Origin of the sequence: Acinetobacter sp. GWC1_38_13 (assembly GCF_001767535.1) — a bacterium.
Classification (GTDB): domain Bacteria; phylum Pseudomonadota; class Gammaproteobacteria; order Pseudomonadales; family Moraxellaceae; genus Acinetobacter; species Acinetobacter junii.
Window position 1 is genome coordinate 15,843 of record NZ_MELG01000071.1, and the last position, 23,666, is coordinate 39,508.

Sequence of the window (23,666 nt, forward strand, 5' to 3'; positions counted from 1 at the left end):
TTTTCTGCTTTAGAAAATGTCGCTATGCCTTTAATGTTGCGTGGTGAAAGCAATTATAAAGACGTGAAAAAACAAGCTGAATATCTTCTTGATCGTGTTGGATTGTCTCATCGAATGGAACATAAACCTGGTGAGTTATCCGGTGGTGAACGCCAACGTGTTGCTTTAGCGAGAGCATTGGTCACTAAGCCTGCGGTAGTTTTAGCCGATGAGCCAACAGGTAATTTGGATCGGAAAACTGCATTGAGTATCTTTGAATTACTGACTGATCTAAAAAAAGAACTCAATATGGCAATGCTTATAGTGACACATGATGAACAATTAGCAAAATCGGCAGATTCAATTTTGCATATGCAAGATGGTTTATGGATTGATCAGGTTTAAATATTTTCTATGATCACTTGTTAAAGCCCTGAAAAAGGGCTTTAATTTTGCCCTCAGAAAAATCAAAAACTTAAATTATAAATATATGTTGAAAATTATATTGATTGGCTGGATTGTGGGTATTTCAGCTATGGGGCGTGATTTTGAAATCATTAATTCCACTTGGTGGATTTGGTGCTGTATTGCGACTCTTCTATTTATTTTTTATAAAATAAAAAATAAAGGACATTCCCCATTTTATAAGTCACTGTTATTGATCACTGCGATTTGGGCAATGTTTTGTGCAGGGTATCACTATGCAGATCAAGCTCTAGAAAAAAGACTTGAATTACGCGAATTAGAATCGCAACCATTTGAGGCTGTTGTTTATATTCGAAAAATAAATGAACTCACTGAAGAGGGTGTTAAACAACAAGCTGTAGTTTTAAATCGACATGATCAATTAGTGAATTGGTTGATGTACATAAAGGAGAAGGATCATCAGCCAGAAGCTTTTGTATTGGGGAGCTATTATCGAGTTTACGGAACAATCAAACCCGCACACAGTTATGCCGTTCAAGGTGTTTTTGATCAAGAAAAATGGTTCTTACAACAAAATTTAATGTCAGCATTTTTAGTCGAACAAATCGTACCTTTAAGCCAAGATGAGGTGTATAGGCTTGGTCATTTGAAATACTTGAAGGAGCAAGACCATTTCTTGGAAAAAATCGGTCTTAAGATTGAAATAATGCGATTTGAATTTAGGCAAACGCTTGCTCATTCAAATTTACAACACAAAGGATTGTTGCTTGCGTTGCTTACAGGTGATGAAAGTTTATTAGCTAAAGATTTAAAGAAAAAATTTCAGCAACTTGGGATATCACATTTATTGGCGATCTCGGGTCCTCATGTGCTGATTTTTGCAATCATGTTGACATGGGGATTGCAAAGAGTTTTACAGCATTATTTTCCAAACTTATATCTATGGCAACCTCGTCAGATTATTTTGGTTTTTCCATTTTTATTTAGTGTCATTGTTTATGTCGCTTTTGTTGGATTTGAAATTCCAGCTTTAAGGACATTGTTGACGGTCGCCTTGGCAAGTTTTTTCGTTATCACAAGCCAAGCGATTAAGCCTTTTCAGTTACTAATTTATAGCGCGTGTTTATTTCTAATATATGATCCATTTAGTATCTTGTCGGCTGCCTTTTGGCTATCTTACGGTGCATGTTTCATCCTATTGAGAATTTATCAAACGATCAGCTCTCTACCAAAAGACAGAATAAAAAATAGAACTGAGGATACAAAGTTTGCAATCAAGATTTTGATCGAATCACAATGGAAAATTTTTATCGCCTTAATGCCCTTAGTCATCATTTTTTTCCAACAAATTGCTTGGATTGCACCACTCAGTAATCTGATTGCTATCCCGATATTAAGCATGTTGGTTGTACCTCTAGATATTTTTGCTGCATGTGTTTGGCTAATTTTTCCTTCATTAGGTCTAGTTTTATTCACCCTCAATAATATGTTGTTAAGCATACTAATCGGATTATTAGATGTTTTGATGTCACTGACACCTGATTTACAAGGTATTAGTTATATCCCATTGTCGTTATTTGCTTTGAGTGTCGGGATTTTTATTTTATTTATGCCGAAAGGAACGATACCTAAATCTTGGGGTTTAGTTTGTTTCTTACCTATTTTATTCGGTGCAAAACAACAAAAGACTATGCTAACCATTTTAGATGTGGGGCAGGGACAATCTGTATTTTTACAACAAGCTCAGCATAACCTAATGATAGATACTGGTGGTTCATATAATGAAGAGATGTTCAGTTTAGGTGAGCGAGTCATTGTTCCATTTCTTCGACAGCAGGGCATCGAAAAATTAGATCAAATGATTTTATCGCATCTCGATCAAGACCATAGTGGTGCTTTTCCATATATTGAGCAAGTCCTCGAGATCACAAAGGTTTATGCAAATGAGAAAAATGAAAAATTGCCATTTAAAGATAATTTTTCTTTTTGTCATCAAGGTCAAAAATGGAATTTAGCTCAAGCTCAGGTTGAGATTCTATCTCCAAAAATAGAGGAGCTGAGTTATGTTCAAAATCAACAAAATGAATATTCATGTGTTGTGTATATTGAGTTTGAACATGCCAAACCGTATCGCAAATTCTTAATTATGGGAGATGCAGGTTGGGAAACAGAATATAAGCTATTACAGCAATATCCAGACTTAGAGGTAGATGTCATTGTTTTGGGGCATCATGGAAGCAAACATAGTTCAGCTTATGATTTTTTAGCAACAATTAAACCTAAATTGGCAATCGCTTCCGCAGGTTTTGAAAATCGTTATGGTCATCCGAGTATTGAATTACAGCTAAGATTGCGAGCATTAAATATTCCATTGTTGACGACCAGCCAAAACGGATCGATCTCCTTTGAAATCAATCATGCAAATACCGTAATTTCCATGTACAGACAACAACGTAAATGGTTAACTCGGTTGCAATAAAAGTGATTTATTTTTGATTTTGCAATCTAACTTCAGCGACCCTAGCTAAGGCCTCTTGCTCATCAATATCATAAATTTTCTTTAAACTTTTGTTGGCACTAAATCGTTTGTAACTCCAATGGTAATGACTTGGGTAGCGGCGAATAAGTTGTTCTAAAGCCTGATGAATAATTAGTGTTCCTTGCTCAGCATTGCCTTCATAAATTTGGGGATTGATTGGTTCCACAAACATATCAAATCCATCTTGATCATTTCTCATCGTATAGATCAGGAGTGCTTTGGCTTTTGTTTTTTGGATTAATTTTGCGCTTAGACTACTAGATGCTAGTGGAATCCCAAAGTAATCAATCATATCACCACCTTGATCAGGTGTGTGGTCAGGTAAAATAGCTGTTGTTCCGCCTTGTTTTAATGCTTTAAAAATTTGTCGTACACCACTTTCATCTGTTGGCACGAGGTTAGCTTGTTCACGACTTCTGGCATCACGGACAAACTGATCTGCATCTGGGTTTTTAACTGGCTTATACAATATCGTCATTTGAGTATAATGAGATAACCAAGAATTCATCACTTCCCACGTTCCGAAGTGGGGTATGACGAGCACAAGTCCTTTTTTTTCTGCTAAAGCATCGTGAAAGTACTGTTCACCAGTGATGCTATGTATACGCTGAATGTTTTTCTGATTACTTGAACCCCAAATACTTAAAAATTCAAAATAAGACGTGAGCTCATTGCGAATTGCTTCTTTAGAGAGTATCTGTAACTCATGATCTCTCAGTTCAGGAAATGCTATTTTTATGTTTAAACGAATAATTTTAGAAATTTTAGATAATTGAAATCTGTTAAATAACCCAGCCAATATGCGTGCAAAAAAACGTCCTAGTTGGATTGGTTGTTTGCTGAATAGTTTGATCAGTTTGTAGTTTGAACTAGTTGCTTGAGGCTGGGTCATTGATTTGAGGTAGTTAGAATTACATGAAAAGAGTATAACGCACAAAATAATTATAAGTTAAAACAAGTTATTTAAACAGTTTTCTGTAAATCAGCGTATATAATAAAACCACTTTAAAATCTATTGGATTGGAATCTTATGTCCGATTGGCCACCGAAACCACAAAACGAACCAACACATAGTAATAATGTGACAGGCAAAGAATGGCAAATCTTGGAAAAAGCTGTTTTAGCATCTGTAGAAGAACAGCGCCGTAGTCGTCGTTGGAGTATCTTTTTTAAATGTTTAGGTTTTGCTTATTTGTTGATTGTTTTAATTGCAATGAGTAAAAGCTGCTCGACTACAACTGAAAAAGCAACCACGAGTATCAGTAGTGATCACTTAGCAGTGGTCGATATTATCGGAACGATTGATTCATCAAGTAGTCAATCTGCTGTGAATAGTGAAGATACAAATAAAGCGTTAAAGCGCGCATTTGAAGCAAGTGGCAGTAAGGCAATTGCTTTGAATATCAACTCTCCTGGTGGTTCACCAGTTCAGTCAGACGAAATTTGGCAAGAAATTCGCTATTTGAAAAAGCAATATCCTGCTAAAAAAGTTTATGCAGTGATTGGAGACATGGGCGCTTCAGGTGCTTATTATATTGCATCTGCAGCTGATGAAATTATTGTTAATCCATCGAGTTTAGTTGGTTCAATTGGTGTAATTATGCCAAATTATGGCTTAAGCGGTTTAACTCAAAAATTAGGTATTGAGGATCGCACGCTTACATCTGGTAATAATAAAGATATTTTGAGCATGACAAAGCCGATCAATCCAACTCAACAAGCACATGTTCAGTCGGTTTTGGATAATGTTCATAGTCACTTTATTAACGCTGTTAAAGAAGGTCGTGGTAAGCGTTTGAAATCTAATGACCCTGCGATCTTCTCTGGTTTATTCTGGAGTGGTGAGCAAGCGATTGCCTTAGGTGTGGCGGATCGTAGTGGTAGTTTGACGACTTTGATGAGAGATTTGAAGGTTGAGCAAAAAGTTGATTACACTGTTCAGCATAATCCGCTTGAGTCAATTTTAGGTCGAATGGGTACAAAAATTGGTGAGGGGATTAGCTCATCATTGGCAACTCAATTAGACACACAACAAAACGCAAAACTACAATAATATTATCTGACTTATCACTAAGTTTTCTTTGTCATAAAGGAAGCTTAGTGATTCTTGATCTTAATTTTCTCACCATTTTACTTTCTATAAATTACTCTGTAGTTCTCCCTTTTAAATTGTAATGATCTTTGAACGGGAGATAATTGATCAATCGATAAATTTGAAGACGAATCTATGAAACCTTTAATTCATTTCGCTCATGCGAACGGTGTGCCTTCAAAAGTTTACCAAAAGCTGTTTGATGATTTGAAAAGTGATTATGACATTATTTATGTACCTGAAATAGGAACAGACAAACGTTATCCGATTACCCATGGTTGGACATATCTCGTTGATCAAGTTATAGATAGTATTGTTCAGCAATCAAAAGGTCGTAAGGTGATCGGTTTAGGGCACTCTTTAGGTTCTGTATTGACGTTGATGGCTGCGTATCGTCGTCCTGAATTATTTTCCCAAGTGATTATGCTAGACCCACCTTTAATTATAGGTAAAGCATCTTTTGTATTTCATCTTGCAAAGCTCTTTAAACCCAAATTAGTCGACAAAATTACGCCTGCAGGTTTATCAGTACGTCGTAGAGATCACTGGGAATCTCGTGAGCAAGCCGCAGAGCTATTGAGAAATAAAGGATTCTATCAACATTTTGATCCTGATTGTTTTCAGGCATATATTGACCATGCATTAGCAGATGACCCACGAAAAGGTGGAGTGACACTTACGATACCTAAAGATGATGAAGTTGAATTGTTTAGGACAACGCCTTCAATGTGGTGGTTACCTATGCCGAAACCTAAAGTGCCTGTTCATTTAGTGGTTGGGAGTGACAGTGTATTTTTAAAAGAGAAGTTTCCTCAGGTTGCAAAGAAGAAATTAGGCATTCCTTTTTCAATCGTAGAGGGTGGGCACATGTTCCCACTGGAACATCCGACAGAAACAGTGATGAAAATTAAAAATCTAATTCGTTAAGACTCTGTAATACGACATAAAAAAACACATCCGAGGATGTGTTTTTTGATTCTAGAATTGCGCGAACTGAATTGGTCGTTCCAAAGGTTTCTGATTGAAAAATGCCTGACCATCTCTCCAAGTTAGTTGACCATTACATAGCCATTCTGCAACTTGAGGATAAATAAAATGCTCAAGTTTGTGTACACGCTGAGCAAGTGTTTCAACCGTATCGTTAAGATGAACTTCTATCGCAGATTGAGCAATGCTTTGACCTGCATCAAGTTCTGCTGTAACAAAATGAACCGTACAACCATGAAAGCGATCACCCGTATTCAAAACACGTTGGTGTGTATTGATACCCTTATAGTAAGGGAGAAGGGAGGGGTGAATATTTAACATTTTACCTTGCCATTGGCTGACAAAACTTGGTGTTAAAATTCGCATAAAACCAGCAAGAATAACTAAATCAATTTGCCATGCTAATAGTTGTTGATGCATGGCTTCATCAAAACTTTCTCTATTTGGAAAGTCTTTGTGTGAGACGACAGCAGTAGCAATATTGGCTTGTTTAGCACGTTCCAAAGCATATGCATCAGCTTTATTTGAAAGTACACCAATGATTTGCCCTGAAAGATTTGCATCAATCAGGGCTTGTAAGTTGCTACCATTGCCAGAGACAAGTACCGCAATTCTCATTATGCAAAGATCACGCGAATTTTTTCGTCTGCGCCTTCAACTGATTCAGCATTTTCTTGGATATGACCAATTTTCCATGCTGTTTCACCTTGCGAGTTAAGTACTTCGATTGTTTTATCAGCATCATTTGCATCAACAGCGATAACCATACCAACACCACAGTTGAATGTACGATACATTTCGAAGCGTTCAACATTGCCTTCGCGTTGTAATAGTTGGAAAAGTTCTGGCCAATTCCAGCTTGACTCGTTGATTACTGCTTGAGCACCATTAGGAAGTACGCGAGGTAAGTTACCAGGTAAGCCACCACCAGTAATATGAGCCATTGCATGGACATCAACTTGCTTGCAAAGTTCAAGAACAGGTTTTACATAAATACGAGTTGGTTCCATTGCTACATCTGCAAGTGAACGACCATCAACGATTTGTGTCAAATCAACATTTTTAACATCTAAAATTTTGCGAAGTAATGAATAACCATTTGAGTGAGCACCACTTGATGCAACACCGATCAGTACATCACCAGATTTTACTTTAGTACCGTCAATGATTTTACTTTGCTCAACAACACCTACTGCAAAGCCAGCAAGATCATAATCTTCGCCTTCGTACATACCAGGCATTTCAGCAGTTTCGCCACCAACCAATGCACAACCAGCTAATTCACAACCTTTACCAATACCTGTTACTACATTTGCTGCAACATCAACATTTAAGTGACCTGTAGCGTAATAATCTAGGAAGAATAATGGCTCTGCACCACACACGAGTAGATCGTTTACGCACATTGCGACTAGGTCTTGACCAATTGTGTCATGACGATTTAAGTTAAGCGCTAAACGTAATTTAGTGCCCACGCCATCGGTGCCAGACACCAATACAGGTTCTTCATAACCTTTTGGAATTTTACATAACGCACCAAAACCGCCAAGTCCGCCCATAACTTCAGGACGTGTGGTACGTTTAGCGACTGATTTGATACGATCGACCAGTGCGTCGCCCGCTTCAATGTCGACGCCCGCATCTTTATAGCTTAAACCAGTATTTGGGGTAGAAGTTGAGTTGCTCATAGTGAAGTCTCCGCATTGGCGGCAGATTATAACCTGAATATACGAAACTCTTATGTTATTTATGCTCGAAAATGCTATCTTTATTAAAATTTTTTTCTATTTATAACGATTACACAAAAAAAGGCTGGATTTTATGCAAGATCAGGTATTGCGCCGCATCTTTATCCTCGCTGGACTCGCATTGCTCCTCTGGGTCTTATATCTGTTGAAACCTGTTGTTTTACCTTTTGTAGGTGCATTCTTTATTGCATATTTGTTCAGCCCACTCGTCGATACACTTGTCAAATTTAGATTGCCTCGCTGGTTAGCGATCAGTTTAGTGTTCGTTGGAATTGGTGTTCTGTTAACAGTTGTTTTATGGTTTTTAGCGCCTTTAGTTTGGGAGCAGCTGATTTATGCAAGAGATAGCATACCAGCTGGAATTCATTGGATAAATGCAACATTCTTACCATGGGTATCTCATACATTTAATGTTGTACCTATGGAAATCGATACTGAGCAATTGTCTAAAGCAGTTATGGATTATATTCAGACCAACTATAGTGCAGATAGCATTCAAACTATGGCATTACGCGTAGCGCAGTCAGGTCTTAATTTTATTCAACTCGGTGGTATCGTAATCCTTATTCCAATTATTGCATTTTACTTTTTGCTTGATTGGGAAAGAATGTTAGATAGTTTACGTCGACTTATTCCGCGACCTTATGAAGCTTCTACTTTAACGATTGTTCGTGAATGTCATAGCGTTCTTGGAGCATTTGTTAAAGGGCAATTTCTTGTAATGCTTTTATTAGGGATTGTTTATGCGGTTGGATTACAACTGATTGGATTAGAAGTTGGTTTGATTATCGGTATGGTCGCTGGTCTTGCAAGTATTATTCCATACCTAGGCTTTGGTGTTGGAATTATCGCAGCCGTGATTGCAACATTATTCCAGTTTGGTATTGATTGGATGCAACTATTATTAGTTGGTGTTGTCTTTATGATTGGTCAAATGGTAGAGGGCTATATTCTGCAACCATTCCTGTTGGGGGATAAAATTGGTCTATCGCCTGTTGCAGTCGTTTTTGCTGTCTTAGCGGGAGCGCAATTAGGTGGTTTTCTCGGGATGTTGATTGCATTACCTGTTGCTGCGGTTATTGTCGTTTTACTTAAGCACGCCCGTAATAATTATGAGCGAAGTCGTTTATATGGATTGCCTTCAGAATTCGTTCTCGAAGTGAACAATGAACAACCAGTACATTTTGAAACGCAGCAATTAGATATTGATCTTGAGGGAGAAAAAACTCAAGATACAGATACATCTAACAAGACTCACCCTGATTAATCGAGGAACAAATTAACGATATGCGTCAACTACAACTGGATATTGAACCTCAGCTTGATGCCCGAATTAGTGATTTTTCGGGTCCAGGATGGGGGCCTATCGTTGATGCAATTAGACAATTACATACAGGGTTGGTCAATAGATTTTATGTTTATGGTGGTGCAGGGACAGGTAAAAGCCATCTCTTATCTGCGATATGTGATTCCTATCTTGAACTAAATCGTCCAGCCATTAAAGTATCGTTATTAGAGCTATTAGATGCACCTATTGAAGCGATCACGTCATTAGAGTTTTATGATTTAGTAGCTTTAGATGATGTTGATGCGATTTGTGGAGTTCCGCATTGGCAAAAAGCAGTCTTTCATTTGATGAATAACCATGAAGGTCAGTTAGTTTTTTCATCACGAGTTGCACCAATCGAATTAAAATTAGAATTACCAGACCTACAATCCCGATTAACTCAAGCTGTCAGTGTTAAAGTCCCTAATGGCAGCTCTTTTATCGATAGACAAGCCTTATTGCAATCTGTGATGAATCGACGAGGGATTCATTTTGACCAGCAGATCGTAGATTATTTACTGAATAATGGACCTCATCAGGCCTCAGTGTTATTACAAACATTGGCTCAACTTGAAAAAATGCTGAAAGGTGAAAAAACCAAGCTTTCGAATACAACACTCAAGCAAATTTACGCACTCATTGATGAATATCGCCAATAGCATAAAATTTCTTGAGTAATTTTGAGAGCTATGACAAAGTACGCACAAAGGAATGTGGTTGCAAATTGTCATTTGCAATACGAAGAAAAATGAAAAATAGAAGGAGAACGGTATGTTCAAACGGACGCTTGCCTGTGCTTTATTTGCAATTACTGGACATGTATATGCAGCAGATATTCAGGTCACTACACTAGTTGATGAAGATAAGGATGATACCGTTTGTTCATTACGTGAAGCAGTTTTTTTCCTAAATAATCGCGCCAAAAAAGAATATGAAAATGGTTACCATGGTTGTGGTAATAAAGATGCAAGTTCTATTATTGTATTACAGCGGGATAAAGAATATTCATTAAATAAGTCGCTTGAGTTGAAAGTAGGAATGACGATTACTACAGCAACTAGTGGTGATTTTAATGATCATAAAAAGGGTGCGAATAACGCGACACTAAAAATGGTGGGAAGCGATCGAATCTTCTTTATTAATGATGGAAGTGTAGAAAAAGAATTAATTTTAGTTAATTTAAATGAATTAAATTTAAAAGGATCAGCGACTAAGTTAAATGATGGTGGTCTGATCTATAATCGAGAAGCATTAAATATTCAGTACTCTCGCTTAACTTCTGGTAACGCAACACGGGGTGGCGGGATATATAATGCTGGTATTTTATCTGATACTGAAAAAACGGCAGGTATCGTACGAATTGGTAACAGTATTTTAGAAGGGAATAAAGCTGATAAAGGTGCTGTTATTTACAGTGAAATGCCGCGTTATCTTGTCTTTCAATCAGTCATTCGAGATAATCAAGGTACTTCAGCTGTAGATGGAGCTATATTATTCGTTCAAACTGGTTTTAGAGATGAAACTACAGGTGTAGCATTACAAAGTCGATTTGCTGGCATAAATAATACGACAATATTCCATAATAAAGGTGGGTATGTTGCAAATATCCGCGAAGGAATGATTGTTAATAATATAACAATGATTAAAAACGCTGCTGGATTATATTTACAAGCCCCCAAATGGACCTCCAAGACAACAACTGGGGAGACAACTACAGAAGAAAAATTTCCAAGTGCATTTGTATCAAATAGTATAATTGTTGATAACGGTACTACAAATTGTGTTACATCATCTGATGATGAGTCAGTCGTTCAAAGTACGCTGACAACATCAGACTGTAATTTACAAGCACCTGCTGAACGACCAAATTTTATGTGGGATAAAAATAATCTAAAGCATAAATTAATTGCCGGTGACAGTGTTGAAAAAGATATATGTGATGCACCTCCTGCAGATGGTCTGCTATGTCCATTTACTACACCAAAAGATCAATTGGTTGGTTTCTTTAAACCAAGGTTATTGTCATCATATTCAACTCTATCTGATTCATTAATTGTGAATAAGGGGCGGATTTACAGTGATGGTAGTTCTATTGGTTTGGCAAGTTGTGAGTTAATCGATCAGCGCGGTAAAAATAGAAGCGGATATGACGAGCTTTGTGATCTAGGTGCAATAGAGCTTGTAATTAACAGATCAGAAGTTCCAATTGCTGGTCAAGACATTCTTTATGGTCAGATTGCTAAATTTAATATAAGTGAAAGCCTATTAGATGGAGAACTATTAGATTCTGCATCTTGTGAGCGTATATTAGGAAAACGTTCTGATGGTCAAACTTGGCAGCCAGGATGCCTTGAAGTGCAACAGACATTAACACCATCCAAAGGTAAACTTACAATTGATCAATTTGGTAATGTTGTTTATACACCAAATAGCAATTGGCATGGTGCTGACAAATTTAATTTACGTATTATTACAACAACAACACGTTTCAACGATGTTTCAAATTATTACATCACCATTCCTACAACGATTGTTCAAGATCCACCAAATAATTTTGAAAGTAAAACAGTAAATGTTTCAGGTGGTAGTTTGGGATTAACATCAATTTTAATGTTATTAGGATTAATTGGTTTCCGAAGATTTAAAGCTTGATAAAGGGATTTGATTGAGATGAAAAATTATAAAAAAGGAATTTTAGCAACCATGATCGTTGCAACGATGCCATTATTCGCTGCGACAAGCAATGATGTTATTAAAGTTAATACGTTCGTTGACGAAGATGGTGAGAACAATAACGCATGTTCATTGCGTGAAGCTCTAAAAGCTGCTGAGATTAGGAGAAACTATGGTGGCTGTACAGTATCTGATATTTTATCTGCTACTAGAAAACAAATTCAGTTAGAAGCTGGTACTTATGTATTGAAGAAAGAACTGGCACCGAATGTTAATGTTGTGATTTATGGTGCATTACCTGTTGATTGGGAGAAGAGAAGTCTAATTACTAATCAGTATCCTGCGCAGACTGAGAATAAGACCATTATTGATGGGAATAATTCTTCGCGTATTTTTAATACAACAATTGGTTCAAAAGCCCTTACTCTGAACAATATAACTCTTAAAAATGCACGAACAAATGATCGTGGTGGTGCGATTTATGCTGGTGCTGACATTGCTTTACAAAATGTTCGTATTTTGGCTTCACAAGCTGGTATTTCAGGTGGTGCAATTTTTCTTGCTGGGCCTACTACAGGTTTATCTATATCAAACGCAGTAATTCGGAATAATCAATCCCCAGTTGGTAGTGTATTGGGAATGAGTTGTTTTAATGATAACGTCTACTCGCAACGAAAAATTGATATATCGTCAAGCAGTATAATTCAAAATGGATCAACAAGTTCTGTAAGTATATTTGATTTCTGTGGCGAACCTACTGTCAATTTAAGCACAAATACAATTGCACAAAATATTAGTAATTCTACAAATGGTACTGTGCTGAAGTTTACAGGAGACACAAAAGCAGGCAATACGACTAATAACACATCTAGTATTTTAAGTAATGCTAGTAGCCTTGAATTAACGAGTAACACAATTGTTGAAAACCAAGCCAATACTATTTTTTTATACGATAAACTTGGTCTGAAATTATTAAGTTTTAATATTCTATCTCATAATATCAGTAGTTATTCGTGTCGCTATCTTCTTGGACCAGCATCAGAAGAAAAATTAACGCAGCTATTATTAGACTATAATGCGCTTACTTTAACGGGGTCTAATAAATGTGATTTGCCTAAAGAGGTGATACCAGATGGAAAACATACAAATTTAAATATAAGTAATATCAATAATTTGCGAACATTATTAAGTAGTTTGCAACCTGCATCTGAAAGTACGGCATTTATGCCACTCTATTATCCAAATAATAATAAAACGACAACAGATCTAGTGGATGTGAGTGCAGCTGAAAGTGATAATTGTGGGTCAAAAGATCAAAGAGGAATCGCACGTATTGTTGATGGTACTTTGTTCTATGATCCTAATGCTCGAAATAGTTGTGATATTGGTTCTGTTGAATTAATGAAATTAACGGCTGGTGATTTAGAGGATTTATCGAATACCTCTATCAAACAAATAATTGATGGTTACAAGGCGCAAATTGAGAGATATGAATTTCTAATCAAAAATCCAGATGATCCTCTATTGCTTACTTCTGATAAGTATAATTTAGAAAAATTTAAAAAATTAAATGAAAATCTAAATAAAAATTTACATTATCGGGCAATTTATATCGATTTAAGTCGATATCAACTACCAATACCTCAAGAGATTGTGCTGAGTGATGGTAGTCACAGAATACAATTTTTTAATAACGAGAATTATATCGTCACAACAGAAGTTCTGGGAACGGGCCAGATTAATGACTCGATTACGAATATCGATGTGGGTGATAAACCAAACATAGTCTGTGAGTGGAATAGTAATCTTGAGCAAATTATTCTTTATAGAAAAGATGATAGCATCACTCAAGCTGGTGATAAGATTTTCTGTAAATATACGATTCAATCGAGAACTGATTCTAGTATTAAATCCTCAGGTTTGATCAAAGCGGCATTCGTCAATGTGGCTCCTGAGGCTAAAAATACATCTGTGACACTAAAATATCAGCAGAATCAAACTGTTTCATTAGATTTATTAAAATTATCTAATGATTTTGGTGATACTGGTGAGGGTGGTAAAGGTCCTGATAATGAACCGAATAAGCCTCAATTCTGGAGAAATGCTGATGGGATTGAATTACCAATACGATTGTCTAATGTTCCAACTAAAAATTTAGTTGTGACTGCTGATCGCCAAGGTGCATGCCCAGAACCTGATCAAAAAGAAACATGTTACGGTGGCAATATTTATATTAAGGAATCTAATACATTCAACCCATTTAACTATTCATTCAATTATCAGGTATATGATGCTGATGGTGCTATTTCTAATACTGCTACAGTAAGTGTTATTAGCACAGCGACCACTACTGATGATACGCGTAATGCAAGTAACAATGGCGGAGGGAGTATTGGGGTGTTTTCAATATTTGGCATAATAGGTTTATTAGCTTACCGTCGTTTTAGAAAATAAAAGATAAAAAAATAGCGCCTTAGGGCGCTATTTTTTTTATATGTTAAAATAATTTTTTAATGTTCTGCATATTTGCTTAGATATTCTTCTCTGATTGATACGCGCTCTTCACTACTGGCATTCTGCATTCTTTTACGCAGGGTGTTGCGTTCTTGAGTATTCATTTTCTGCCACACATCACGCATTTTTTGCTTTTCATCTTCAGGTAGCTGCGTAAACCATTCCATACGCTGTTGTAGTTGCGTGCTTTGGTTGGTTGGTATTTCTTTCAATGTTTGATAGCGTTTAATTAAGAGTTGCTGCTCTTCAGGTGATAGATCTTCCCACGTTTCTTCTGTTGTCGGTTTATTTGGTTTTGAAAAAACCCAAAAACGTTCTGAACTTGCAAAACTTGTTTGCAATAAGCCTAACGTACACACAACAAGTGCTAACTTTTTAGCTGCCATGTGGAACTCGATCCTCGCCAAACGCCATTAACATTTCCATATCTTCGACCATTTGTGGTGAAAGTTTTGGATTTACGATTACTTGATTTTGTGGCTTATCTGCTAAATCTATTGAGTTTGGTAAAACTACAATACCTGTAATTGCAGCGGCCAAAGCAAAACCAGTCATTTTCCAAATACTGTAGTAAGATGTCGGTTTCTTTTGGACCGTATCTAAAACATGATTCATGACCAGCATTTTATTATGATGCTGTTCTTTTGCTAGTTGGTCTAGTTTGGAAGTCACTTGTTTGGTGAACTCATCTTTATTCATCTGATGAACCTCCCGAATGTGGATTTAAATGCTCTAAAGCGATTCTGAGTCCTTGTATTGCACGGTGATAGTGGGTTTTTACACTACCTTCGCTACAATTCATGATTTGAGCTGTAGTGATCGTGTCAAATCCTTCCCATGCTCTTAACATGAATGCTTGTTGTTGACGAACAGGTAATTTATGAATTGCATCCTGAATTTCTTCCATTGTTACTTCTTGATTTAGAAATTCGAATGGATTGGGTGTTGATTCATCAACTACATCAATTAGTTCTTCGTCATCATCTATACTAATTTTTTTAAACAAAGAGAAAGGGCTTGCTCTGCGTGCTTCTTTCCGTCTCCAGTCTTGTAATTTATTGTTTAGAATGGTGTAAAACAGGGGATACCATTCATCCACTGTTTTATCTGAATATGATTTGTGCAATGAGATAAATGCTTCTTGCACTAAATCCATAGCAATGCCTTGTTGACCTTGTGTTGCACTTTCCATCATTACAAGCGCACGACCTGTAACGTCTTGCATAAAAAAGCGAAGACGTTGTTCAACAGTACCTGTATGTGTACCGCTATCGGTTTGAGCCTGTTTAGGTGCTAAATCCATAGAGATGGAAAATCCTGTCATGGATACCCACCATTATTATCAATTCATTATCTATATAACGTTGAAAATGGTGAATGCGTTGACAACTTAAGCAATTATTTTAGCAGTGTAATTGATTTTTTCCGCAAATAAAGCGCATTTAAAGTAAATTAACGTTTTATTGACGTTGGCGGACCATTTCAAAAAAGCAGATTGATCCAGCAATCGCGACATTTAGAGATTCTTGACCACCAGGTTGTGGGATAGTGACAGCTTCTGCATGCTCAAGTGCATAATCAGATACACCTTGACCTTCATTTCCTAAGATCCAGACACAGGTTTGAGTTAAATCTTTTGAATAAAGGCTTGTTGATCGGTGTGAGCTGGTTACAAAAACAGGGATTTCAAATTTTGGAAGAATGTCGGTTAACTGAAAATTTTCAAAACAGTTAACACTAAAATGAGCGCCCATACCTGCACGCAACACACGTGGAGACCAAAGAGATGCTGAACCTTGGGTGCAAATGATTTGTTTTATATTCGCCGCGGCTGCTGAACGAAGCAATGTCCCGACATTCCCAGGATCTTGAACATTTTCTAAGATTAAAGTATCAGCTCTGAAATCGATGGTTTGCGAGGTTTTTGGAAGATCAACAATCGCTAAGCAAGCTAGGGTAGTCCCTAATGTACTCAAATCTTTGTAAAGTACTTCACTTATGATAAAAATATGACCTTGATGTATTTCAATAATTTCTTGCAGCTCAGGATGATCCAAAGCTTGCTCAGTTGTAAATAAAGAAAAGATTTTTCTTTGTTGTTGTAACCAAGATAAACAGAGATGTGTACCTTCTAGAACAGTTTGTTGATGCTTTTTTCGAGCACTATTTAACTCGATTAAACCACGCAAATGTTTGATTTTTGCATTGTCTTTTGATTCTAGAAAGATAACAGCCATAAATAAATTGTCCAAAAGAGCATCATAAGTCTATGACGCTCTGAGTTTTAAGAGAGATTAATGATAGCTAGTTACAAGTTCAACTTCATTTCTCGAACCAATAATAACAGGTACACGTTGATGTAACTCAGTTGGTTGAATATCCATGATGCGAACACGACCTGTCGTTGAAGCTCCGCCTGCTTGTTCAATTAACATGCTCATAGGATTCGCTTCATACATTAAACGTAAACGACCTGCTTTTTTAGGATCTTTTAAATCGTAAGGATATAAGAAGATACCACCGCGACATAAAATGCGATGAATATCCCCAACCATACATGCAACCCAACGCATGTTAAAATCTTTTTCACGTACAGATGTTTTTCCAGCTAAAAGTTCATCAATATAACGTTTTACAGGATTTTCCCAATGACGTTGATTTGATGCATTAATTGCAAACTCTTGAGTGTCTGAAGAAACTTGTACGTTCTCTGTCGTTAATAAATATGTTTGTGTATTTGGATCTAAAGTAAAGAACACAACACCAGCACCAACTGTTAATGCCAACATGGTTGATGGTCCGTAAAGTACATAGCCTGCAGCGACTTGTTCTGTACCTGCTTGCATAAAGTCAGCAGATTGAGTTACCGCATTTTTTGCAGGTAAAATCGAGAAAATTGTACCCACACACATATTAATATCAATGTTGCTTGAACCATCTAAAGGATCAAAAAGTACGAGATATTTACCGTTTTCTTGTGCTGGCGTGAAATCATCTAATTCTTCAGAAGCCAAGCCACCGACTTGTGGGTGTGACTTCAAAGCATCGATTAAATAATCATTTGAAATCACATCTAATTTCTTTTGTGTTTCACCCTGCACATTTTCATTTTCAGCACTACCTAATATTCCTGCTAGAGCGCCTTTTTGAAGTGCTTGATCAATTGTCTTACAAGTGTTTGCAATCGTTTCGATGACTTGTGCCAACTCAGGTGTCAAATTCCCATGTTGTTGTTCTAAGTATTGGGATAAGGTCTGGTTTGACATATTAAATAGCTCCAATTTAGCCGAGTCAAAAGTTGATAAAAATATTTTCGCTATTCTAGATGAGAACGTCCCAAAATAAAAATTATCTTACTTTATTTATGTTGTTTTTATGATTACAAGAATCAGATTACATGCTATGTTGATTGCATACTAAACAGGAGGTTTGGAGAACAACGATGACAACCAAAAATTTTGATGCAACTCCCACGCCAAGCGAACCGATTAGTTTAGAACAAATTTCTAAAGAAAATGTCAAAGATGCTTGGAAAGAGTACGAAGCAAAACCTGAGTATAAAGAGTTTAATAAACATGATTTGATTGAGTCGATGCAATCAGATCATGATAATCGGCAGACTTCGCGAAATGATTAAGAAATAAAAAAGCTCACTGTTAGTGAGCTTTTTTTATTTGTAAGTTTATTTCAATAATGGTGGGACAGCTTCGTAGTTAATTTCAACGCGACGATTTTCTTTCCAAGCCGCTTCATCATGTCCAGTATTGACTGGTGCCTCTTTACCATAGCTTACAGCTTCTAGTTGCTGTGGATTCACACCATTGGTGATCAAGAAACTCTCAACTGCTTTTGCACGACGTTCACCTAAAGCCATGTTGTACTCACGAGTACCTCGTTCATCAGTATGGCCTGTAAGTGCAACTTTAGAGTTTGCATTTGCGACTAGAAACTGTGCATGAGCTTGAAGTGTTTGATAGTCTTCATTTGATAGGTCACTGCTGTCATAGTCGAAGTGAACAACACGTTTAGCCAAGAATGCTTTATTTGCCGCAGTAACACCTTTAGAAGACGCACCTGCAAGATTTTGTGCATTCAATGCAGCATCTTCACTCAATCCTGTTGTGTTCACTGTTGTGGAACCATTTGGTGTATTGCCTGTGGTAATTTCAGCAGCAGGTTTACGGCTTGCACATCCAGTAAATACAAGTGTTGCCGCGATTAAAGGAAGTGTAAGATATTTAATATTCATGAAGTTCTCCAATTAATAAAATTTATTTCGGTGCCCAAGCTGGTTCGCGCACTTCACCTTGCTCACTTGGTAAATTCATACGGAAACGACCATCAGTAGACATGATTGATAAAAGACCTCGACTACCTTCACGAGTTGCGTATACAACCATTTGCCCATTAGGTGAAAAGCTTGGTGATTCGTCTAAGCTTGTTGGTGTCAAAATATTGGTAATACCTGTATTGATATCTTGTAACGCAACTTTATAACTACTTCCGCTAGGGCGGTGTACTAAAGCAATCTTTTTACCATCAGCACTCAGTGTACCACGTGCGTTAAATGCACCTCTAAATGTCAAACGTTTTACAGAACCATCATCAAAACTGTAGCGATATATTTGTGGAGAACCACCACGATCTGAGGTGAAGATAAATGACTTGCCGTCAGGTGCATAGCGTGCTTCGGTATCAATTGCAGAATCATTTGTCATACGCTTAACTTGGCGCGTATTTAGATTCATTTGATAAATTTCGGGATTACCATGCATAGACGCAGTAAATAACATGGATTGCCCATCAGGAGAGAAGCTTGGTGCTCCATTGAGCCCTCTAAAACTTGCTAGAACTTCCCGTTGACCTGTTGCTAAATCTTGTAAGTAAATAGCAGGGCGTTTCGTTTCAAATGAAACATACGCAATTTTCTTTGCATCTGGTGACCATGTTGGTGACAAAATTGGATCACGTGATGACAAGACCGTTTTAGGCTGTTCACCATCAGTATCTGCAATTTGTAATGTATAGCGTTGAGCGGGTGTTGCTTGATTACGAAGTACGTATGCGATACGACCACTAAAATCACCTGCGATACCAGTTAATGCTTGGTAAATTGCATCACTGATCATATGTCCAGCTTGACGAATACGTGAACTCGGTACAGTTAAAACCTCATTCAAGAGATATTGCTGTTTTTGTACGTCATAAAGTTGATAGTGAACTTCAAATGAATTTGCATCAATAGGTTTGATTTGCCCAACAACAACATATGGAACACCAGCATTTTGCCAATCTGCCACTTGAATTTGATTTAATGCAGCCGATGCAGGTAGATTTTTTGATGCACTTGTAAAGCGACCTGAGCGATTTAAATCATTTTCAACAATTGGATAAATTGCATTGTCATTTGTAAAAGGGATGATAGCAATTTTAGGCGCTTGTTCTGGTGCTTTTGCAATTTCTAAATGAAGCTGTGCAAATGCAGAAACAGGGATTGCTGCGCTAATTGCAGTAAATACTGCTAGAGAGATGAGGTGCTTACGAGTCTTATCCATAGTTACAATTACTTGCGTTCGTATTTTTGTGGCTGTTGAATTATTTAGCATAGTTACATGCTTTGTGCTATTAAAAGCGTGTAACGTTAACTATTCATTACTATTTTGCAGTAAAACTTGAAGTAAAGCTTCTTGCTTCACGTCGCGCATCAGGATCTTCAGGCATTGGATAGGGAGCGGCTGCACGAACTGCTGCTTCAATACTAGCTTTCATGTCGGGATCAGAAGAATTAACAATCACAGACATAACTGCACCACTATCATTCAGTGTGACTCGAGCTGTAGCTTTTTGACCAGATGAGCTTAATGGAATATTCCATGCACGTTTGATTTTGTTCTCAAAATCACGCTTAGCTGTTGAGGCAATTTTTTTAGCTTCAGCTTTTTTCTGAGCAGCTTCTTGCTCGGCTTTTTTTGCAGCAGAAGCTTTTGCTTCCTCCGCATCTGCTTTAGCTTTAGCTTCTGCATCGGCTTTACGTTTAGCGTCAGTCTCCGCTTTAGCCTTTGCATCAGCTTCTGTCTTCGCTTTTGCATCAGCTTTACGTTTAGCATCTGCGTCGGCTTTAGCTTTTGCATCTGCATCGGCTTTACGTTTAGCATCAGCATTCGCTTTTGCCTTGGCTTCCGCCTCAGCTTTTGCCTTCGCATCAGCCTCTGCTTTGCGTTTGGCATCTACTTCAGTTTTACGTTTAGCATCAGCGTTCGCTTTTGCCTTAGCTTCAGCATCAGCTTTACGTTTTGCATCTTGTTGGGCTTTTAGCTTTGCGTTCTCGGCAGCTTTTTGTTGTGCTAATTTAGCATCCTGTTCAGCTTTTTGGCGTGCTTTTGCATCAGCTTCTGCTTTTAGATCAGTCTTACGCTTAGCTTCAGCAGTTGCCTTTGCTTCTGCTTCAGATCGTTGTTTTGCTGCTAATGCTTCTGCAGCTTTTCTTTGCTGTTCTACTTGCTTTGCTTGAGCAGCTTCTTCACTCTTACGTTTTTGTTCAGCTAATTTCGCTTGCTGTGCTTGCTCTTGTTTCTCTTTCTCTGCAGCAAGTTGTTGAGGGGTAGGTGTTGGAGGTGTAACAGGAATATTTTCAGGTTGAGTATTATCAACAATAGGACTTAATATTTCATTAGCCTGATTTTCTGAAGTTGTTTCCTGTTCAACCTCTTTAGCTAAGGGTGGTTGAAAGTCTTCAGGTTTTACTAAGACAGTCGTCAGTTTCTTAGGAGGTTCGGGCGGTTTACTTAAACCTAAAAAAAGTAAGCCTACAATAGCAATCGCATGAACTCCAAATGCGAAGCCAAGTGCGATAGCGTTTTGCTTAAATGGTGGCTCGTGAATATTTTTCATAACTTATTTTAAAGGCTCTGTCAGTAAACCCACTTGTGTTAAACCTGCTTCTTGTAGGCTTGCCATCAGTGATACAACTTCACCATAAGGGCGTGATTTTTCACCATTCACGAGAACAGTGAGTTGTTTATTATCTTGTTCGGCTTGTTGTTGTGCCTTCGCTAAAACAGTTTCAAGTTGTTCGAGTGTTAGTGGTTCACTGTCTTTGTAATCTTCATACTGCAAATAGATATTGCCATCTTTACCAATCGTCACCATCGCTGGCATATCTTTAGATTCAATAGGATGATTATTGGCTTGGGGTAAATCAACTTTTATGCCACTGGTAATCATCGGTGCAGTTACCATGAAAATGACCAATAACACTAACATTACATCAATATAAGGGACGACATTCATGTCACTTTTAAGTGGTTTTTTGATGCGCTCGAAACGTCCAGATCGCTGAATTGCCATTATGCATCTTCCTGTGTCGTTCCAATTGATTGACGTTGTAGAAGTGCAATCATTTCCTCAGCAAATAGGGCGCGGTCAGAATAGATACTTTCGCCTTTAGCGGTAAAATGGTTAAACGCAAGTACAGCAGGAATTGCTGCAAATAAACCGATAGCAGTTGCGATTAGTGCTTCGGCAATACCTGGTGCAACCGTGGCTAATGTAACCTGATCAACTGCTGCTAAACCGATGAATGCGTTCATAATCCCCCAAACAGTTCCGAACAAACCGATATAAGGAGCAACTGAGCCGATACTAGCTAAAGAGCCAAGACCAACTTCTAAGCCGCCTTGATCTCTACTTAAACCTACACGAAGAATACGCTCTGTACCTTCAATCGTTTGTGTAGTATCAGCTTTGCGCTTCTGTAATTTTAAAAACTCACCTAAGCCCTGATAGAAAATATCTTCAAGACCACGACGCTTTGAGTTTAATTGGGCATTATTATAAAGCGTATTTAATTCGGCACCTGACCAAAACATTTTTTGAAAATGCTCGTCATCTTGTTCTGCTTTTTTGAAACCCATATGCAATTTTGCAATCAAATACCAGCTATAAATAGAAGCGAGTAATAAGATCAGCATCACCAATTGTACGACAGGGCTTGCTTGTAAAATCAGGTCAGAGATATGCAGAGAAGATTCTAAATTTGTTGCCATAAGTTAAGTGCCGAAAGTTTATTTTTAGTCCTGTGCTAATTCTTTTTGAATCAGATCACGAATTTCGTCAGGAAGTCGACGTGGCATCATGTCTTTATTCAAACATGCCAACGTAACCTCACCTGAAGCCAGCAAGATTTCACCACGATAAATATTTTGTTGCAACACAAAAGATGCGGCTTTACACGAAATAACACGTGCTGTAACGGTAATTAAATCATCCATTAATATTGGACGTACATATTTCACCTGAATTTGGTGAACCACAAAATTGTAATCCTCTTGGTGCCAATAATGATCAACGCCAGCTGCTCTTAGCCATTCTGTTCGAGTACGCTCCATATAGCGGATATGATTGGCATGATAGACGATACCGCCTGCATCTGTATCTTCAATATAAACGCGAATGTTGAATTCAAAATGATTTGCCATTTCTTTTACCTATTGGTTTCGTACTGGGAGCGATGAGGGAATGATATGTTCTCGATGAGACTAAGGAAATAGTAATAAATAACATATTCTTGATGCGCATAAAAAAAGCCCTAACATGTAGGGCTTGATCGAAAAGACAATTATTTAAGGTTAATTGAGTTCATCCCATTCAACTGTTTTAGGGAATCCAATTACTGTTATACCATCTGCATATGCACTGATTAAAGCCTTGTAATTGCTCGTGTTTGAAATCTTAATTGTATTTTTTATATTGTTAGTGTCTTCAATCATAATTTCAGCAAAATTAGGATAGAAAGCTATTTTATCTGTATCATTTTCAAATCTGACATCACTTTTGAAATTGACTGAGAAAAATTTACTTTCAGGAGTACCTTGAATATTTCCTAGTGCAGTAAGCATAAGAATATTCACATTGAGTTGATAATTATTAATCATCAACTGTTGCGTTTTTTTGGTTTCATCATCAAATACACTTAGTACCATTTCTTTGATTTGATATTGAGTAGTGGCTTGGTTGTATTTACTGACAAAGTCACCATTGAAAGTAATACTCGAATCACTTGGTGGAATGATTTTGAAGTTCTTTAATGAGGTCTCGTAACGTGCAGAATCTGCCGATGATATTACTTTGCTATTTACGGATCCAGAGATGGTGAAAATACCTAAGCGAGTTATAGAGCTGCTGTCATCATTTATATAATCCATAAACTCACAGTCATTGAATGTAATGCTCTTGTCGCTATTTTTTGTAAATGAGCCTTTTGAACATCTAAAGTTATTACCAGCATAAATGCCATAATAAATATGGGGCTTAGGAAGTTAAAGAGGATTGTTACGGAGTAATTTAAGCAAATCGAGATATAAATTACCGTTCCGATGATTG

At 37.3% G+C, this 23,666-nt stretch carries 23 protein-coding genes and 1 pseudogene; 9 read left to right on the forward strand and 15 right to left on the reverse strand.

Annotated elements, in window-relative coordinates; translation table 11 throughout:
* Together A2003_RS07040 and A2003_RS07045 are read left to right on the forward strand one after the other, a co-directional pair.
* A partial coding sequence (locus tag A2003_RS07040; protein WP_286687050.1) for an ABC transporter ATP-binding protein occupies window positions 1-384 on the forward strand: 384 nt, incomplete at its 5' end.
* An 85-nt stretch (window positions 385-469) separates the two neighbouring features.
* The gene (locus A2003_RS07045) at window positions 470-2,884 is read left to right on the forward strand and encodes a DNA internalization-related competence protein ComEC/Rec2 (protein WP_286687051.1); all 2,415 of its coding nucleotides are present in this window, start codon (window positions 470-472) and stop codon (window positions 2,882-2,884) included.
* 7 nt (window positions 2,885-2,891) lie between these two features.
* Here A2003_RS07045 and A2003_RS07050 read toward each other — a convergent pair whose 3' ends face one another.
* Entirely contained in the window at window positions 2,892-3,836 is a 945-nt protein-coding gene (locus A2003_RS07050) for a lysophospholipid acyltransferase family protein (RefSeq protein WP_112986236.1), read from the reverse strand.
* Window positions 3,837-3,974: 138 nt separating this feature from the next.
* On the opposite strand from A2003_RS07050, the gene sppA reads away from it, so the two are divergent.
* Together sppA and A2003_RS07060 are read left to right on the forward strand one after the other, a co-directional pair.
* Window positions 3,975-4,997 carry a signal peptide peptidase SppA gene (gene sppA / locus A2003_RS07055; RefSeq protein ID WP_004913625.1) on the forward strand — a complete coding sequence of 341 codons (1,023 nt, stop codon included), beginning with the start codon at window positions 3,975-3,977 and terminating at the stop codon, window positions 4,995-4,997.
* Window positions 4,998-5,171: 174 nt separating this feature from the next.
* Complete coding sequence (locus tag A2003_RS07060) at window positions 5,172-5,963, forward strand: alpha/beta fold hydrolase (RefSeq protein ID WP_286687052.1); 792 nt, start codon at window positions 5,172-5,174, stop codon at window positions 5,961-5,963.
* A 51-nt stretch (window positions 5,964-6,014) separates the two neighbouring features.
* On the opposite strand, the gene purN is transcribed toward A2003_RS07060, so the two are convergent.
* Entirely contained in the window at window positions 6,015-6,644 is a 630-nt protein-coding gene (purN, locus tag A2003_RS07065) for a phosphoribosylglycinamide formyltransferase (RefSeq protein ID WP_286687060.1), read from the reverse strand.
* The gene (gene purM / locus A2003_RS07070) at window positions 6,641-7,711 is read right to left on the reverse strand and encodes a phosphoribosylformylglycinamidine cyclo-ligase (RefSeq protein WP_286687053.1); all 1,071 of its coding nucleotides are present in this window, start codon (window positions 7,709-7,711) and stop codon (window positions 6,641-6,643) included. Before purM ends, purN begins: the two co-directional genes overlap by 4 nt.
* Before the next feature lie 133 nt (window positions 7,712-7,844).
* Here purM and cxpE point away from each other — a divergent pair, with 133 nt between their 5' ends.
* The 4 genes from cxpE to A2003_RS07090 all read left to right on the forward strand — a co-directional run bounded on the left by cxpE (window position 7,845) and on the right by A2003_RS07090 (window position 14,225).
* Window positions 7,845-9,038 (forward strand): chloramphenicol efflux transporter CxpE, encoded by a 1,194-nt coding sequence (cxpE, locus tag A2003_RS07075; protein WP_005403013.1) that lies wholly within the window; start codon window positions 7,845-7,847, stop codon window positions 9,036-9,038.
* A 20-nt stretch (window positions 9,039-9,058) separates the two neighbouring features.
* Complete coding sequence (locus A2003_RS07080; RefSeq protein WP_004952956.1) at window positions 9,059-9,757, forward strand: DnaA ATPase domain-containing protein; 699 nt, start codon at window positions 9,059-9,061, stop codon at window positions 9,755-9,757.
* A 112-nt stretch (window positions 9,758-9,869) separates the two neighbouring features.
* Complete coding sequence (gene rbtA, locus A2003_RS07085; RefSeq protein ID WP_286687054.1) at window positions 9,870-11,750, forward strand: rhombotarget A; 1,881 nt, start codon at window positions 9,870-9,872, stop codon at window positions 11,748-11,750.
* A gap of 18 nt (window positions 11,751-11,768) precedes the next feature.
* Window positions 11,769-14,225 carry a CSLREA domain-containing protein gene (locus A2003_RS07090; RefSeq protein WP_286687055.1) on the forward strand — a complete coding sequence of 819 codons (2,457 nt, stop codon included), beginning with the start codon at window positions 11,769-11,771 and terminating at the stop codon, window positions 14,223-14,225.
* Window positions 14,226-14,281: 56 nt separating this feature from the next.
* Here A2003_RS07090 and A2003_RS07095 read toward each other — a convergent pair whose 3' ends face one another.
* From A2003_RS07095 to A2003_RS07115, 5 genes are all read right to left on the reverse strand, one after another.
* Window positions 14,282-14,671, reverse strand: coding sequence for a DUF3106 domain-containing protein (locus A2003_RS07095; RefSeq protein ID WP_039908195.1), 390 nt, complete (start codon window positions 14,669-14,671; stop codon window positions 14,282-14,284).
* Entirely contained in the window at window positions 14,661-14,984 is a 324-nt protein-coding gene (locus A2003_RS07100) for a hypothetical protein (RefSeq protein WP_004913595.1), read from the reverse strand. Before A2003_RS07100 ends, A2003_RS07095 begins: the two co-directional genes overlap by 11 nt.
* Window positions 14,977-15,588 (reverse strand): RNA polymerase sigma factor, encoded by a 612-nt coding sequence (locus tag A2003_RS07105; protein ID WP_004913592.1) that lies wholly within the window; start codon window positions 15,586-15,588, stop codon window positions 14,977-14,979. The genes A2003_RS07100 and A2003_RS07105 overlap by 8 nt, the downstream gene beginning before the upstream one ends.
* A 157-nt stretch (window positions 15,589-15,745) precedes the next feature.
* Window positions 15,746-16,522, reverse strand: a complete 777-nt coding sequence (locus tag A2003_RS07110) for a TrmH family RNA methyltransferase (RefSeq protein WP_286687056.1) — start codon at window positions 16,520-16,522, stop codon at window positions 15,746-15,748.
* Between the two features lie 57 nt (window positions 16,523-16,579).
* The gene (locus tag A2003_RS07115; RefSeq protein WP_099948306.1) at window positions 16,580-17,551 is read right to left on the reverse strand and encodes a class 1 fructose-bisphosphatase; all 972 of its coding nucleotides are present in this window, start codon (window positions 17,549-17,551) and stop codon (window positions 16,580-16,582) included.
* A gap of 176 nt (window positions 17,552-17,727) precedes the next feature.
* Between A2003_RS07115 and A2003_RS07120 the strand changes: the two genes are divergently transcribed.
* Window positions 17,728-17,922, forward strand: coding sequence for an NF038105 family protein (locus A2003_RS07120; protein WP_286687057.1), 195 nt, complete (start codon window positions 17,728-17,730; stop codon window positions 17,920-17,922).
* A 45-nt stretch (window positions 17,923-17,967) separates the two neighbouring features.
* On the opposite strand, the gene pal is transcribed toward A2003_RS07120, so the two are convergent.
* The 7 genes and pseudogenes from pal to A2003_RS07155 all read right to left on the reverse strand — a co-directional run.
* A complete protein-coding gene (gene pal, locus A2003_RS07125) occupies window positions 17,968-18,534 on the reverse strand; it encodes a peptidoglycan-associated lipoprotein Pal (protein WP_004952979.1) in 567 nt (188 codons plus the stop codon).
* Window positions 18,535-18,556: 22 nt separating this feature from the next.
* Window positions 18,557-19,840 (reverse strand): Tol-Pal system beta propeller repeat protein TolB, encoded by a 1,284-nt coding sequence (gene tolB / locus A2003_RS07130; RefSeq protein WP_286687058.1) that lies wholly within the window; start codon window positions 19,838-19,840, stop codon window positions 18,557-18,559.
* Window positions 19,841-19,940: 100 nt separating this feature from the next.
* Window positions 19,941-21,176 (reverse strand): cell envelope integrity protein TolA, encoded by a 1,236-nt coding sequence (gene tolA / locus A2003_RS07135; RefSeq protein WP_286687059.1) that lies wholly within the window; start codon window positions 21,174-21,176, stop codon window positions 19,941-19,943.
* A gap of 3 nt (window positions 21,177-21,179) precedes the next feature.
* The gene (gene tolR / locus A2003_RS07140; protein WP_004913571.1) at window positions 21,180-21,632 is read right to left on the reverse strand and encodes a protein TolR; all 453 of its coding nucleotides are present in this window, start codon (window positions 21,630-21,632) and stop codon (window positions 21,180-21,182) included.
* The gene (gene tolQ / locus A2003_RS07145) at window positions 21,632-22,330 is read right to left on the reverse strand and encodes a protein TolQ (protein ID WP_004913568.1); all 699 of its coding nucleotides are present in this window, start codon (window positions 22,328-22,330) and stop codon (window positions 21,632-21,634) included. The genes tolR and tolQ overlap by 1 nt, the downstream gene beginning before the upstream one ends.
* Before the next feature lie 24 nt (window positions 22,331-22,354).
* Entirely contained in the window at window positions 22,355-22,762 is a 408-nt protein-coding gene (gene ybgC, locus A2003_RS07150; RefSeq protein WP_004913566.1) for a tol-pal system-associated acyl-CoA thioesterase, read from the reverse strand.
* A 150-nt stretch (window positions 22,763-22,912) separates the two neighbouring features.
* Window positions 22,913-23,590, reverse strand: a pseudogene (locus A2003_RS07155) (hypothetical protein); the annotation flags it as partial.
* Window positions 23,591-23,666: the final 76 nt, after the last annotated feature.

What these genes read in the sequence shown, in the direction of transcription:
- tolR (WP_004913571.1), bottom strand. Translation starts at nt 21,632, where the DNA reads ATGGCAATTCAGCGATCTGGACGTTTCGAGCGCATCAAAAAACCACTT.
- A2003_RS07095 (WP_039908195.1), bottom strand. Translation starts at nt 14,671, where the DNA reads ATGGCAGCTAAAAAGTTAGCACTTGTTGTGTGTACGTTAGGCTTATTG.
- purM (WP_286687053.1), bottom strand. Translation starts at nt 7,711, where the DNA reads ATGAGCAACTCAACTTCTACCCCAAATACTGGTTTAAGCTATAAAGAT.
- A2003_RS07045 (WP_286687051.1), top strand. Translation starts at nt 470, where the DNA reads ATGTTGAAAATTATATTGATTGGCTGGATTGTGGGTATTTCAGCTATG.
- A2003_RS07120 (WP_286687057.1), top strand. Translation starts at nt 17,728, where the DNA reads ATGACAACCAAAAATTTTGATGCAACTCCCACGCCAAGCGAACCGATT.
- A2003_RS07090 (WP_286687055.1), top strand. Translation starts at nt 11,769, where the DNA reads ATGAAAAATTATAAAAAAGGAATTTTAGCAACCATGATCGTTGCAACG.
- A2003_RS07105 (WP_004913592.1), bottom strand. Translation starts at nt 15,588, where the DNA reads ATGGATTTAGCACCTAAACAGGCTCAAACCGATAGCGGTACACATACA.
- A2003_RS07050 (WP_112986236.1), bottom strand. Translation starts at nt 3,836, where the DNA reads ATGACCCAGCCTCAAGCAACTAGTTCAAACTACAAACTGATCAAACTA.
- A2003_RS07115 (WP_099948306.1), bottom strand. Translation starts at nt 17,551, where the DNA reads ATGTCAAACCAGACCTTATCCCAATACTTAGAACAACAACATGGGAAT.
- A2003_RS07100 (WP_004913595.1), bottom strand. Translation starts at nt 14,984, where the DNA reads ATGAATAAAGATGAGTTCACCAAACAAGTGACTTCCAAACTAGACCAA.
- tolQ (WP_004913568.1), bottom strand. Translation starts at nt 22,330, where the DNA reads ATGGCAACAAATTTAGAATCTTCTCTGCATATCTCTGACCTGATTTTA.
- tolA (WP_286687059.1), bottom strand. Translation starts at nt 21,176, where the DNA reads ATGAAAAATATTCACGAGCCACCATTTAAGCAAAACGCTATCGCACTT.
- sppA (WP_004913625.1), top strand. Translation starts at nt 3,975, where the DNA reads ATGTCCGATTGGCCACCGAAACCACAAAACGAACCAACACATAGTAAT.
- pal (WP_004952979.1), bottom strand. Translation starts at nt 18,534, where the DNA reads ATGAATATTAAATATCTTACACTTCCTTTAATCGCGGCAACACTTGTA.
- A2003_RS07080 (WP_004952956.1), top strand. Translation starts at nt 9,059, where the DNA reads ATGCGTCAACTACAACTGGATATTGAACCTCAGCTTGATGCCCGAATT.
- A2003_RS07060 (WP_286687052.1), top strand. Translation starts at nt 5,172, where the DNA reads ATGAAACCTTTAATTCATTTCGCTCATGCGAACGGTGTGCCTTCAAAA.
- tolB (WP_286687058.1), bottom strand. Translation starts at nt 19,840, where the DNA reads ATGGATAAGACTCGTAAGCACCTCATCTCTCTAGCAGTATTTACTGCA.
- ybgC (WP_004913566.1), bottom strand. Translation starts at nt 22,762, where the DNA reads ATGGCAAATCATTTTGAATTCAACATTCGCGTTTATATTGAAGATACA.
- A2003_RS07110 (WP_286687056.1), bottom strand. Translation starts at nt 16,522, where the DNA reads ATGGCTGTTATCTTTCTAGAATCAAAAGACAATGCAAAAATCAAACAT.
- cxpE (WP_005403013.1), top strand. Translation starts at nt 7,845, where the DNA reads ATGCAAGATCAGGTATTGCGCCGCATCTTTATCCTCGCTGGACTCGCA.
- rbtA (WP_286687054.1), top strand. Translation starts at nt 9,870, where the DNA reads ATGTTCAAACGGACGCTTGCCTGTGCTTTATTTGCAATTACTGGACAT.